The organism is Actinomadura sp. 1N219 (assembly GCF_044326405.1).
GTDB lineage: Bacteria > Actinomycetota > Actinomycetes > Streptosporangiales > Streptosporangiaceae > Spirillospora.
The window spans coordinates 35,515-47,779 of record NZ_JBIRAY010000027.1; the positions used below are offsets into that span (position 1 = coordinate 35,515).

A 12,265-nucleotide genomic window follows, 5' to 3' on the forward strand; every position below is an offset into this window, starting at 1 on the left:
AATGAACCACGAGGAGGAACCGCCTGCGGTTCGCCAGGTCGGGTCACGGGTCGTCTACGAGAACCCCTGGATGGTCGTCCGGGAGGACGAGATCGAGCGGCTGGACGGCTCGCGCGGCATCTACGGCGTCGTCGACAAGCCCGACTTCGTCGTGGTCATCCCGCTGGAGGGCGACGGGTTTCATCTCGTCGAGGAGTACCGGTATCCCATCGGTAAGCGCACGTGGAGCTTCCCCCAGGGCACGTTGCCTGGGCGCCAGGACGCCGACCCGGAGGAGTTGGCGCGCCTGGAACTCGCACAGGAGACGGGTTTCCGTGCTTCGACGCTGACGCACCTTGGGTTTCTGAACTGCTCGCATGGGACGAGTGGTCAGGGCTTCAACGTTTTCGTCGCCTCCGGGCTTCAGGCAGGGGAGGCCGACCGGGAGCCAGAGGAGCAGGACATGCGGCAGAAGTGGATGTCCAGGGACGAGTTCAAGGCGCTCGTGCGCGAGGGCCGAATCACGGACGATTCGACCCTCGCCGCGTACGCGCTTCTCAGTATGAGCGAGACCAGGTAGAGCAGTCGATGTTCTCGTCTGCAGGACGGGCGTCCAGAATCTCGCGGGCACGGCTCCGCGCCAGGTTTCCGCTCATGGCGGGTTCGCCGTCGTCCAGGCCTAGAACGATGGTGCGCAACGCGCAGGACCGCTCTGGTTCGGGCAGCCGGTCCAGCGCGGGGACGGCGTCGGCGGACATGTCTCGCAGGTACGCGACGTCGATTTTGCCGGTGTCCTTGTAGCGGGCGACGTTGTGCTCGGCGATGAACCCGTCCGGGTTCATCGACACCAGGGTGAGCATCGCGACCGCGCCGCTGGCGGCGACCGCCCGCGGCAGCCACGGCGCCCGCCCCTTCACGACGCCCGCGACCGCGACCAGCACGACCACCACGCCCAGCCACAGCTCGAAGGCGTGCACCCACAGCCGCAGCCGCGTCCAGCCGAACGTCTCCTCGTACAGGTACAGGCGCCGCAGCGCGACGGCGACGACGACGAGCGTGAGCGCGCACAGCAGCCCGAGCAGCACCCGGACGGTGACCCGGTCGCCGCGCCCAGCGGACGGCGCGTACCGCTTGGCTGCCGCCACGACCGCCAGGACCAGGACCGTCACGACGACGAGCTGGAAGAACCCCTGCCGGGCGTACTCGGCGTAGGTGAGGCCGGTGGAGCGGAGCAGCTTGTCCTTGTCGTCGGCGAGGAACACCCCGGCCTGGATAGCGCAGAACACGAGGAACAGCAGGTCGAGCGCCGCGATCGGCACGGCCCACGACCAGCGTCCGGCAGGCTTCGCGGGCTCCGGGACCAGCATCCGCAGCGGCGGCGGCGCCTGCCCGAGGAACGCGCCCGACCCCGCCAGCAGCAGGACCCCGACGCCCGCGATCCCGTACACGATGACAGAGCCCGGTGACACTTCTGGGACGAGGCCCGCGGCGAGGCTGCCGAACGCCGCGTCCGCCCCGACGAACAGCGCGCCGAACACCGCGATCAGCCCGGCCGCGATGAGGCTCGTCCGGATGACGGGCCAGGCGGTGCTCCGTCCGGACGACATCGAGCGGTACGCGCCCTGCCCGGCCCACGGCATCATGAAGCCGGCCGCGGGCACCACCGCGATCCCGCCGCCGAGGACCTCAGGCCAGGACCGTCCGCCGGACGCCCCGTACGAGCCGCCGGCGACGGCGAGGAACAGTGCGGGAACGACGAACCAGTCCGAGTCCCGGATCGCCGCCGTCGCCGACAGGCACAACGCGAGCAGGACGAACACGACCCCAGTCCGGTTGAGCCGCGACCCACGGCCCTTGGCCGCAGACGAGGGCCGGACGAGCCGTCCCGCCGACCAAGCCGACGCCCCCGTCACGTAGGCGATGGCCGCCGCTGCGATGACGACGCCCACGCCCAACTCCCCGCTGAGCAACGCCGGGCCAAGCGTCACCGCGCCGATAACCCCGGCTATGGCCGCACCCACCGCAAGCGAAGAAGACATAGGAAGCGCAGGACGTTTCCACCCCGCGATCGCCAGTTCCAGCTTGCTCGGCTGATAAGGCACCGGCTTCGCCGGCGGGAAGCCGGGACGCCCATGCGGCGGCCCCTGCGGCGGGGCGACAGGGTGCCCGTGCGGCGGGGCGGCAGGGTGTCCGTGCAGCGGCCCATGCGGCGGGGAGCCAGGTTGCCCGTGCGGCGGCGGATACCCCGGAGGTCCACCGGCCGGCAGGTGTCCACCACCCTGCGGATGCGTGCCCGCCACAGCCCCATAAGGCGCACTAGGCGGCGCGAACCCGACCCCACCCGCCCCCGAGGAGCCAACGACCCCACCAACAGCGACACCCGACACACCCGACACGCCCGACACGCCCGAACCGCCCGAGCCGCCTGAACCGCCCGAGCCGCCCGAGCCGCCCGCGACCGCCGAATCCGCGGCCTCGCCTTGCTGCTCGGCCGGTTGCTCTTCCGCGTCGCCCGGCTGCTTGGCCGTCTCGTCCGGTTGCTCGGCTACGTTGTCCGGTTGCTTGGCCGCGCTGTCGAGTTGCTCGGCCGCGCTGCCCTGTTGCTTGGGTGTGTCGTTTTGCTGGTCAGTTGCGGTGGACTGCGGGTCGGGTTCGTTGGCTGGGTGCTTGACCGGTTGGTCGGTCGTGTTGTTCTGGGGCGGGGGTGTGTTGGGCGGGTCTTTGGGAGTGTCCGATGAGTCCTGGGGTGAGTTCGTCATGCGGGTTCTCCGGAGGTCGGGGGGATCGTGACGCGGATGCGGCAGCCGGTCGGGGTGTCGAGGACGGTGATGTCGCCGCCGTGCAGGTCCGTGGCCCAGCTGGCGATGGCGAGGCCGAGGCCGGTGCCGCCGCCGGGGGTTCCGGCGCGTGGGCCGGACGTGGAGCCGACGGACGAGCCGCGGGAGAAGCGTTCGAAGACGCGGGCCCGTTCCTCGGGCGGGATGCCGGGGCCCTCGTCGGCCACCTCGATGACCAGTCCGCCCGGCGGGCTTCCGGGAAAGTGGCGGGCGGTGACGGTCACCGGGCGTCCGTCTGGGCCGTGGCGGGCGGCGTTGTCCAGCAGGTTCGCGATGATCTGGTGGAGGCGGTCGCGGTCGGCGCAGGCGTGCAGGCCGGGCGCGATGTCGGATTCGAACACGGTGTCGGGGCGGCCGGCGGCGGCCTCCGCGGTGACGTCGGCGACGAACGCGGCCACGTCGATGTCGGTGACGTCCAGGGTCGCCGCGCCCGCCTCGACCCGTGAGAGGTCGAGGAGCTGGGTGACGAGGCGTCCTAGGCGTTCGGTCTGGTCGAGGGCGGTTTCGAGGACGTCGGGCGTCGCGGGTGTGACGCCGTCCGCGACGTTCTCCAGCACGGCCCGGAGCGCGCTGATCGGGGTGCGCAGCTCGTGCGACACGTTCGCGACGAACTCGCGGCGCTGCCGGTCGACCTCGGCGAGGTCGGCGGCCATCCGGTTGAACGCCTGCGCCAGCTCGCCGACCTCGTCCCGGGACGTGGCCCGCACCCGGCGGCTGTAGTCGCCGCGCGCCATCGCCCGCGCCGCCGCCGTCATCTCGCGCAGCGGCGCGGTCATCCCGTGCGCGAGGAGCTGGATGAAGACGAGGGCGATGAGCACGCCGACGGGCAGCGTCTCCCGCGCCCGGAACCCGAGCGGGTACCCCCACAGCACGATCAGGACGGCGACGCACGCGGTGGCGACGACCACGACGCCGAACTTCACCTTGATGGACCGTAGCGGGTCCAGCGGCCGCGGCAGCCTCGCCCACAACCTGTGGACAAACCCGCGCGAGAAGGCGCTCACGATGCCGCGTCCAGGCTGTAGCCGACGCCGTGGACGGTCCTGATCAGCCCCTGCCCGAGCTTGCGGCGCAGCGCCTTGACGTGGCTGTCGACGACCCGCGTCCCGGACGCGTCCGCCCAGTCCCACACCTGTTCGAGCAGGACGGCCCGGGTCAGCACGGCGCCGCGGTTGCGCAGCAGGCAGGTGAGCAGGTCGAACTCGGTCGGCGTGAGGTGCACCTCGCGCCCGTCCAGCCGGACGCGCCGGGCCCGCTGATCGACCTCCAGCGGCCCGGCGCGCACCACGTCCGCGGCCTCCGGGATCCCCGGACGGGGGCGTTCGACGCGGCGGAGCAGCGCGCGGACGCGGGCCACGAGCTCCCGCATGCTGAACGGCTTCGTCACGTAGTCGTCGGCGCCGACGCCGAGTCCCACGATCAGGTCCGTCTCGTCGTCGCGGGCGGTCAGCATCAGCACCGGGACGGGACGTTCCGCCTGGACGCGGCGGCACACCTCGAGCCCGTCGAATCCGGGCAGCATCACGTCCAGCACGATGAGGTGCGGCTCGTAGGCGCGGGCGCGCTCGACCGCGGCGGGGCCGTCGGCGGCGACGTCGACGCCGAACCCCTCCGCCGCCAGCCGGTCGGCGACGGCCCGCGCGATCGTCGGCTCGTCCTCGACGATGAGGATCCGCGTCTCGTTCCCTGTCACGGACCAGACTCTAGAAGCCCGTTATGTATGCGATGAGCGCGATTTGTGCAGGACTTGTGAAGATCAGGGCCCGACGGGCCACGTGTGGACGGGAGCATTGTCGGTCATGTGCTCGACATAGGAGCGGACCATCATGCGCAGCGCCTCGTGCCGCGGGACGTCGTAGGAGTCCTCGATGGCGTCCACGGTGCCGATCTGCCAGGCCGCGCCGGTCTGGCCGGTGACGCAGCGGCGTTCGATGATGCCGAGGAGCCGATCGCGGCGGGACGGGTCGACGCCCCACCGGTTCAGTCCTTCGTAGGCGAGGGGCAGGAGTTTCCGGAGGACGAGTTCGGCGGCGGGCACCTCACCCATGCCGGGCCAGTACAGAGTGGATTCAAGGCCGTCGCGGGCAGCGCGATGCAGATTGTCCTCTGCGGTGGCGAAGGACATCCGCGTCCAGACTGGACGTTCGTCTTCGGCGAGCATGCGGACGACACCGTAATAGAAGGCGCCGTTGGCGATGACGTCGGCGACGGACGGCCCGCCAGGAAGGACACGGTTTTCCACACGCAGATGCGGCCGGCCCTTGACTACCGCGTAGATGGGGCGGTTCCAGCGGTAGACCGTCCCGTTGTGGAGGGTCAGTTCGCCCAGTTCGGGGATACCGCCGTCGTCCAGGACGGTGCGCGGGTCCTCGTCGTCGCAGAGGGGGAGCAGGGCGGGGAAGTAGCGGGTGTTCTCCTCGAAAAGGTCGAAGACGGAGGTGATCCAGCGTTCGCCGAACCAGACCCGTGGCCGGACGCCCTGCGCCTTCAGCTCGTCCGGACGCGTGTCAGTGGATTGCTCGAACAGCGTGATGCGGGTCTCGTGCCAGAGCCTGTGCCCGAACAGGAACGGTGAGTTGGCGCCTATCGCGACCTGCGCGCCGGAGATGGCCTGGGCCGCGTTCCAGTAGGCGCCGAACTGGTCGGGACTCACCTGCAGATGGAATTGGACGCTCGTGCACGCCGCCTCTGGGGTGATGGTGTCGGCGTGCATGCGCAGCGGCTCTGGTCCGTCGATCGCGATGCGCATCTCCTCGCCGCGCGCCGCGAAGATCTGGTCGTTCAGCATCTTGTAGCGCGCGTTGGACGAGAGCGTCTCCTCGCCGATGTCGGACCGCCGCAGGGTCGGCAGGACGCCGATCATGGCGAGCCGCCCGCCGACCTCGCGGGCGCGGGCGTCGGCGTGGTCGAGATGGTCGCGGACCTCCGCCTCCAGCTCGCCGGTGCCCGTCCCGCCGAGTTCCCGGGGCGGGATGTTGATCTCCAGGTTGAACTGGCCGAGCTCCGTCGCCCAGGCCGGGTCGGCGATCGCCTTGAGCACGTCCGCGTTGCGCATCAGCGGATCGCCGAGTGAGTCGATCAGGTTGAGCTCGATCTCCAGGCCGATATGGGGGCGCTGGAAGTCGAACTGGGATTCGCCCAGCATGCGGGCCAGCACGTCGAGGCACCTGCGCACCTTGTCGCGGTACCGCCGCCGGTCCTCGCCGCTGATGGTGACCGAAGCCACGTCCCTGCCCATGTGTCCGTCCCTGTACTCCGGAGGAACCGTCATAAACGGGATCTCCCGGTGCGAGTAGGTGAAAACCCGGCGCTTTGGTTTCGGACTCCCGATTTGTGACCGACCGGTAGCGTGTGTGCTTCGTCCGAAATCTGGCTATTCCCGGTGGGAGGAGCCCATGCGCATGCGTCCCCGGTCCATCCGGGCCAGGGACACGCTCATCGCCGCCGTGATCGCCGCCCTGGTCCTCGGCGTGGCCGCGATGGGCGTCGACTTCGCCTTGCGTACCAGGATCGAGACCGATCTTCTCCAGGGGACGCAGGTCGAGGGCCGCCGGGTGAGCGGCGGCGTCCGCGACGGGACGCTCGACGGGCAGATCGCGGACGAGACCCGCGGCCGGATACTGATCCAGGTCGTCGAGCCCGGCGGGCGTGTCACAAATGCGACACCGGCCGCAACGGACAGGCCGCCGGTGAGCAGACTCTGGCCGTCGAGCAATGTGCGCGTCCGCGACTACATCGAGTGCCACGGCGTCTGGCCGAACCGCGAGTGCTACGTCGTCGAGGCCATCCGCGTCTCCACCGCGCCCGACTCCGTCGTCGTGTACGCGTCGGAGCCGCTCCCGTCCTACCTGGTCACCGGTCTTCTGGAGGTGGCCCTCGCCACGGCCGTGCTGCTCCTCGCCGGGCTCGCCGCCTGGATCACGTGGCGGATCGTCGGCCGCACCCTCGGCCCGGTCGAGGCGATCCGCGCCCAGCTCGCCGAGATCAGCGCCACCGATCTGAGCCGCCGCGTCCCCGAGCCGTCAGGGCAGGACGAGATCGCGCAGCTCGCCCGCACCGCGAACGCGACGCTCGACCGGCTGGAGAACGCCGTCGGACGCCAGCGCCAGTTCGCCTCCGACGCGTCCCACGAGCTGCGCACCCCCATCACCGCGCTCCGCGCCAACCTGGAGGACGCGTCGATGCACCCCGACGACAACGACCTGCGGGCCGTCGTCGAGTCGGCGCTGCGCGACACCGACCGGCTGGAGTCGATCGTCACCGACCTGCTCCTCCTCGCCCGCATCGGAACCGGCGGGACGGCCGCGCAGGAGCCGATCGACCTGGCCGAACTCGCGGACGCGGAGATCCACCGCCGCGCCTTCGGCCGGAGGGTCAGCATGGCGCTCGCCGGACGGGTGACGGTGCGCGGCGTCCGCATGCAGCTCGTCCGGCTGCTGGGCAACCTGCTGGACAACGCCGAACGGTACGCCGAGTCGTCGATCACGGTGGAGGTGACCCGGGAGGACGGCCAGGCGCTGCTCACCGTCACCGACGACGGTGTGGGCATCGCGCCCGCCGACCGCGAGCGTGTCTTCGAGCGCTTCACCCGCCTCGACACCGCCCGCAGCCGCGACGCCGGCGGCACCGGCCTCGGCCTCGCGATCGCCCGCGAGATCGCCCAGGCGCACGGCGGAACGCTCCGGATCGAGGACCACGCGTCGTCGGGGGCCCGTTTCGTCCTCCGCCTCCCGCTCGTCACGACCCTCCGCCGCCTCCCGTCCGCCCGCCCCCGCTGACCGGTTTCGGGAATGCCGAAGGGCCGCCCACCTGGGCGGCCCTTGGGAAAGCGCAGGTCAGGCGCGGACGGCCTGGACCTCAAGCTGCAGGTCGACCTTGTCGCCGAGCAGGGCCTTGTCGCCCTTCAGCGGAACGTTGAACTCGATGCCCCAGTCCTTGCGGTTGATGGTGGTCTGGGCGGAGAACCCGGCGCGCGTCCCGCCCCACGGGTCCTCGGCGACGCCGTTGAACTCGACCGACAGGCTCACCGGACGGGAGACGCCCTTGATCGTCAGCTCGCCGTCCAGGTAGTGCTCGCCGCCCTCGGAGCGGACGCCCGTGGCGGCGAAGGTCATCGTCGGGTGGTTCTCGACGTCCAGGACGTCGGCGGTCCGCACGTGCGCGTCCCGGTCGGCGTTGCGGGTGTCGAGCGAGGCGACCTTGATCTCTGCCGTCGCGCTGGACTCGGTCAGCTCGTCGGCGATCTGCACGGACCCGCTGAACTCGGTGAACGCCCCCCGCACCTTGGTCATCAGGTGGCGGATGACGAAGGTGACCTCGGAGTGCGCGGGGTCGATGTTCCAGGTTCCCACGGTCAGCTCGGGGGCGACGGCGGCGATGCTCATGGTGACTCCTAGCAGTGGTTGGAACGAGCCATGTGCTTGAAACTTCAACGACCACTGGCACGTTAGTTGAGGGTTCAAACAGTGTCAAATCCGGGATTGTTCCCCAAGCGTGCAACCCGATGGGGCGGTCGTGCGTAATCAGCGGTCACACAGGCGGGCCGGCGGAGTGGAAGGCCCGTCCCGCCGGCGTCCACGATCATGGGAGTCTTCGTGAACGACGAACAACCGCGCGGCGCGGCACGCCCGTCCCGGCGGCCCCGCCAGGCCCGCGGGCCGGCGTCCGGCGCGGCCGTGCTGGCGGCCACCGCCGTCCTCGTGACCGGCTGCGGGGGAGGGGAACCGGCCGGCGGCAAGGCGGAGGCCGCGGACGGCGGCGGCAAGCTGCCCCAGGCCACCACGTACACGACCCTCAACGACCTGCCCGCCGACCCCGCGCCCACCGCCGCCCTGGACGGGACGGTCGTGCACCCCGGCGAGACCGCCCCCGTGTCGGCGCAGCCCGGCGCGCCCGCCGTGGCGGAACTGCCCGCCAGCCAGCTCAAGGGCGACACCTGGGTGCCGGTCGTGGAGACCCGCCCCGGCTGGCGGCGGGTGCTGCTGCCCAGCCGTCCCAACGGCGTCACCGGCTGGATCCCCGACTCCGGGCTGAAGGTCGCGCGCAGCGCCCACGTCATCAAGGTGGACGTCGGCGACCGCAAGCTGACCCTCCTGAACGGCGGCCGCAAGGAGGGCACCTGGTCCGTGGCGGTCGGCGCGGCGAAGACGCCCACCCCGACCGGACGGACGTTCGTCCTCGCCTCGCTGGCCCCGCCCAAGCCGACCTACAGCCCGCTCATCCTGCCGGTCGGCTCGCACTCCGAGACGCTCGACACCTTCGGCGGCGGCCCCGGGACGGTCGCGTTCCACGGCTGGCCCAGCGCGTCCGTCTTCGGCAAGGCCATCACCCACGGCTGCGTGCGCGTCCCCCCGGACGCCCTGAAGCGCCTGGCCAAGGCCCCGCTCGGCACGCCCGTCCACGTCACGGCCTGACGCCCGAGGCCCCGGCCGCGAGGCCGGACCGCCCGCTCCGACAAGCCCCCGCAAGTCCGCGCCACCCATAGTTCAGAACCCCCCAAGGAGAGCAACCGTGCGTTTGCAGACCATCACGAAGTGCGCGGCCGTCGCCGGCGCGCTCGCTCTGCCCTTCGCCGCCGTCGTACCCGCCGCCTCCGCGACCAGCGGCGGCGTCGGCTCCGCCGTCGCCATCTCCGCGACCGGGCCGGTCGCCATCCCGCCGACGCCGTCCGTGACCTCCACCGGCCACAAGCCGGTGCGCAAGAGCGTCGCCGAGCTGCCCGCCAACGCGCTCGGGATCGAGGCGAGCCTGCTCAACGCCGCCGCCTGGGCCGGACACGGCCGCGCGTCCGTCACCGACCTCCGGATCGCCAAGTTCGGCCTCAGCGCCAGCGCGGTCACGGCCAAGTGCGAGAACGGCAACGGCGTCTCGCACCTGAAGGAGGCGACGCTGAACGGCCGCAAGCTGAAGCTCACCGCGGCGCCCAACTCGGCCCTGACCGTCAACCTGAACGGCCTCGGCTCCGCCACGGTCACGCTGAACAAGCACGTCCGCGACCATGACGGCAACCTGTCCATCACCGCCATCGAGGTGAGCGCGACCCTCGCCGGCAAGACCCAGACGATCGCGATCTCGTCCGTCACCTGCGGCAAGGGCGGCAAGCCGGGCCAGCCGAACCCGCCGTCGCAGCCGTCCGAGCCGGGCACGCCGTCGTCGCCGTCCACCCCGCCGGACGCCGCCCCCGCGCCCACCCCGGTCGCCGGCGACCTCCCGGTCACCGGCTGACGCACAGCAGGAAGGGCCCGCGGACGTGGGGTTGCGCGGGCCCTTCCTCATGCCCGGGGCGGACGCTTCTCGTGGCGGACGGTCAGAGAAGGAACGCGGCCAGCACCAGCGCCACGAGGATCATCCCCATGCCCGTCCCGACGAGCGCGCCGTGCACCATCCCCAGCGCATACCGGTCGGACGCCCCCCGGTGGCTGACGGGCCTCCGGGGCCGATGGCCGTTCACGTGAACCTCACGCGGAACCAGACCATGACCTCGTCCTGCGGCAGCATCGTGATGCCCCACTGGTCGCTGAACGCCTCGACCATGTCCAGCCCGCGGCCGCTCTCGGCGTCCAGCGCGGCGGGTGCCTGCTTCCGCGGCCAGCTCTCGTCCGTCCGGCCGTCGTTGCGGACCGCGACCTCCACCCACGTGCCGTTCACCTCGTAGGACACCCGGACGTTCATTCCCGTGCCATAGAGGACGGCGTTCGCGAGGATCTCCGACAGCGCCTGGACCGCATCGCCGATCACCGGGTGCCCGTCCCCGAACTCCCGTCCGAGGACGTCCCGCAGCCACCGCCGTCCCACCGCCACGCTCGCGACCTCGGTCGGCAGCCGAAGAGACCCCTTGACCAGCCGCAGCGGCTCCGGACGCCCCCGCGACCCGCCCTCCACGGGGAGGCCCAGCCTCCGCCGGGCCTCACCCGCACGGCCCGGCCTCGCGGACAAGCCGTCCGAGACGCCGCCCAGCGACCCGTCCCGGGCCTCCCGAACCCTGAGACGCCTGCCCACCCGTCCGACGATTCCCACCAGGCCCGTCCCCTCGTCCAGCGCGGACGTATCCAGCCGAATACCCAGAAGATCCGAACACGCCGCGTCATCACTCGCTACGCTCCGAGTGTGAGGTGACCGTCCATGAGCTGGCAAGCGATTCGAGTGACCTAGTTCAAAAAATCTGCGGTCACATGGTGTACAAACTTCTCGGGGAGGAATCATGACGACAAGAAGGACCAGCCCCACGGTCCGACGTCGGCGCCTGGCCGCGATCATGCGCCAGCTTCGCAAGGACGCGAAGAAGACCCGCGAAGAGGCGGCGACGTTCGCCAGCATCAGCCCGGTCACGATCAGCCGCATCGAGGCGGCCGCACACAACCCGAAGCCCGGCGACATCGCCATGCTCTGCAAGTTCTACGCCCTGGGAGAGCAGGAGACCGACGAACTCGTGACCCTCGCCCGCCAGTGCCGCATCAAGGGCTGGTGGCAGAAGTACGACGTCCCGGAGATCGTCAGCGCGTACACCGGCCTGGAGGAAGAGGCCGACTCGATGCGGCAATACAGTCTGGATGTGATTCCCGGCCTTCTTCAGACAGACGCCTATGTCCGGGCCATGGCCGCAGCGGAACTACGGACCTATTCTGAAGAAGAGATCGACCGGATGGTTGACGTCCGCATGAAGCGTCAGGAGCGACTGGGAGGGGACGGCCCGCTGAAAAGCTGGTTCGTCGTCAACGAGGATGCAATCCGGCGGCGGGTGGGAGGCTCAGGTGTGATGCGTGGACAGCTCCAACACTTGGTGGCGGCCTCCTGCCGTGACAACGTGGACCTCCAGGTTCTCCCGTTCGAGACCGGGGCGCACCCGGCCATCGCCAACGGTGGTTTCAGCATCCTCGGCTTCCCAGAGCAGGTTGACCCGGATGTTGTCTACCTGGAGCTACGGCTGAACGCTTTGTACCTGGAGCAGCCAGCCGAGATCGCGACGTACTCCACGTTGTTCGATCAGCTACGCGCTCGCGCACTTGGCCCTGAGGAGTCGCGCTCCCTGATCAAGGAAGAAGCCAAGGACCTACCCTGAATGAGGTGCCCAGAATGGAATTGAGCAACGAGCTCATGTGGCGCAAGAGCAGTCACAGCGGGGAAGGCGACGCGCATTGCGTCGAGGTCGGTGCGTGGCGCAAGAGCAGCCGCAGCGCCAACAACGGTGCATGCGTCGAGGTGGGTGCGTGGCGGAAGAGCGGCCACAGTGCGAACAATGGCGCGTGCGTTGAGGTCGGGGCTTGTGATTGCTGTGGGACGGGTGTCCGGGACAGTAAGGATCCTGATGGGGGGAAGTTGGCGTTCAGTGTAGGGGCGTGGCGCGTCTTCCATGCGGACGTCCTAGCTGGGCGGTATGACCTGCCGTAACCCTCTGCCTTTGCGTTGAGCCCTGGCCGTTCGGCTGGGGCTCTCGTGTTGTGTGGCGAGGC

Annotated in this window: 13 protein-coding genes; 6 read left to right on the plus strand and 7 right to left on the minus strand. The window is 70.6% G+C overall.

All coding sequences use genetic code 11. The features are described 5' to 3' along the window. Window position 1: 1 nt before the first annotated feature. Complete coding sequence (locus ACH35V_RS41005) at window positions 2-559, plus strand: NUDIX domain-containing protein (protein WP_395980300.1); 558 nt, start codon at window positions 2-4, stop codon at window positions 557-559. On the opposite strand, the gene ACH35V_RS41010 is transcribed toward ACH35V_RS41005, so the two are convergent. The 4 genes from ACH35V_RS41010 to ACH35V_RS41025 form a co-directional block, all read right to left on the minus strand. Beyond that, on the minus strand, window positions 537-1,928 hold the full coding sequence (locus tag ACH35V_RS41010; protein ID WP_395980301.1) for a DUF4153 domain-containing protein: 1,392 nt from the start codon (window positions 1,926-1,928) through the stop codon (window positions 537-539). The two genes, ACH35V_RS41005 and ACH35V_RS41010, sit on opposite strands and share 23 nt — an antisense overlap. 806 nt (window positions 1,929-2,734) lie before the next feature. Next, on the minus strand, window positions 2,735-3,739 hold the full coding sequence (locus ACH35V_RS41015; protein ID WP_395980302.1) for an ATP-binding protein: 1,005 nt from the start codon (window positions 3,737-3,739) through the stop codon (window positions 2,735-2,737). Window positions 3,740-3,816: 77 nt separating this feature from the next. Next, the gene (locus ACH35V_RS41020; RefSeq protein WP_395980303.1) at window positions 3,817-4,509 is read right to left on the minus strand and encodes a response regulator transcription factor; all 693 of its coding nucleotides are present in this window, start codon (window positions 4,507-4,509) and stop codon (window positions 3,817-3,819) included. Between the two features lie 63 nt (window positions 4,510-4,572). After that, window positions 4,573-6,054, minus strand: coding sequence for a glutamate--cysteine ligase (locus tag ACH35V_RS41025; protein ID WP_395980304.1), 1,482 nt, complete (start codon window positions 6,052-6,054; stop codon window positions 4,573-4,575). A 157-nt stretch (window positions 6,055-6,211) separates the two neighbouring features. Between ACH35V_RS41025 and ACH35V_RS41030 the strand changes: the two genes are divergently transcribed. Next, on the plus strand, window positions 6,212-7,594 hold the full coding sequence (locus tag ACH35V_RS41030) for a sensor histidine kinase (RefSeq protein ID WP_395980305.1): 1,383 nt from the start codon (window positions 6,212-6,214) through the stop codon (window positions 7,592-7,594). Window positions 7,595-7,651: 57 nt separating this feature from the next. Here ACH35V_RS41030 and ACH35V_RS41035 read toward each other — a convergent pair whose 3' ends face one another. Next, entirely contained in the window at window positions 7,652-8,200 is a 549-nt protein-coding gene (locus ACH35V_RS41035) for a YceI family protein (protein ID WP_395980306.1), read from the minus strand. Window positions 8,201-8,410: 210 nt separating this feature from the next. Between ACH35V_RS41035 and ACH35V_RS41040 the strand changes: the two genes are divergently transcribed. Next, window positions 8,411-9,229, plus strand: a complete 819-nt coding sequence (locus ACH35V_RS41040) for a L,D-transpeptidase (protein WP_395980307.1) — start codon at window positions 8,411-8,413, stop codon at window positions 9,227-9,229. Between the two features lie 97 nt (window positions 9,230-9,326). Beyond that, window positions 9,327-10,040: a hypothetical protein gene (locus ACH35V_RS41045; protein ID WP_395980308.1), complete on the plus strand. Its 714-nt coding sequence runs from the start codon at window positions 9,327-9,329 to the stop codon at window positions 10,038-10,040. Window positions 10,041-10,122: 82 nt separating this feature from the next. On the opposite strand, the gene ACH35V_RS41050 is transcribed toward ACH35V_RS41045, so the two are convergent. Beyond that, entirely contained in the window at window positions 10,123-10,266 is a 144-nt protein-coding gene (locus ACH35V_RS41050) for a hypothetical protein (RefSeq protein WP_395980309.1), read from the minus strand. Continuing rightward, on the minus strand, window positions 10,263-10,832 hold the full coding sequence (locus ACH35V_RS41055) for an ATP-binding protein (RefSeq protein ID WP_395980310.1): 570 nt from the start codon (window positions 10,830-10,832) through the stop codon (window positions 10,263-10,265). Before ACH35V_RS41055 ends, ACH35V_RS41050 begins: the two co-directional genes overlap by 4 nt. A 184-nt stretch (window positions 10,833-11,016) precedes the next feature. Here ACH35V_RS41055 and ACH35V_RS41060 point away from each other — a divergent pair, with 184 nt between their 5' ends. Both ACH35V_RS41060 and ACH35V_RS41065 read left to right on the plus strand, forming a co-directional pair. Further along, on the plus strand, window positions 11,017-11,874 hold the full coding sequence (locus ACH35V_RS41060) for a helix-turn-helix domain-containing protein (RefSeq protein ID WP_395980311.1): 858 nt from the start codon (window positions 11,017-11,019) through the stop codon (window positions 11,872-11,874). A gap of 35 nt (window positions 11,875-11,909) precedes the next feature. Further along, window positions 11,910-12,203 (plus strand): DUF397 domain-containing protein, encoded by a 294-nt coding sequence (locus tag ACH35V_RS41065; protein WP_395980325.1) that lies wholly within the window; start codon window positions 11,910-11,912, stop codon window positions 12,201-12,203. Window positions 12,204-12,265: the final 62 nt, after the last annotated feature.

Coding starts and splice junctions, on each gene's coding strand:
- ACH35V_RS41060 (WP_395980311.1), top strand. CDS start 11,017: ATGACGACAAGAAGGACCAGCCCCACGGTCCGACGTCGGCGCCTGGCC.
- ACH35V_RS41025 (WP_395980304.1), bottom strand. CDS start 6,054: ATGGGCAGGGACGTGGCTTCGGTCACCATCAGCGGCGAGGACCGGCGG.
- ACH35V_RS41035 (WP_395980306.1), bottom strand. CDS start 8,200: ATGAGCATCGCCGCCGTCGCCCCCGAGCTGACCGTGGGAACCTGGAAC.
- ACH35V_RS41065 (WP_395980325.1), top strand. CDS start 11,910: ATGTGGCGCAAGAGCAGTCACAGCGGGGAAGGCGACGCGCATTGCGTC.
- ACH35V_RS41005 (WP_395980300.1), top strand. CDS start 2: ATGAACCACGAGGAGGAACCGCCTGCGGTTCGCCAGGTCGGGTCACGG.
- ACH35V_RS41030 (WP_395980305.1), top strand. CDS start 6,212: ATGCGCATGCGTCCCCGGTCCATCCGGGCCAGGGACACGCTCATCGCC.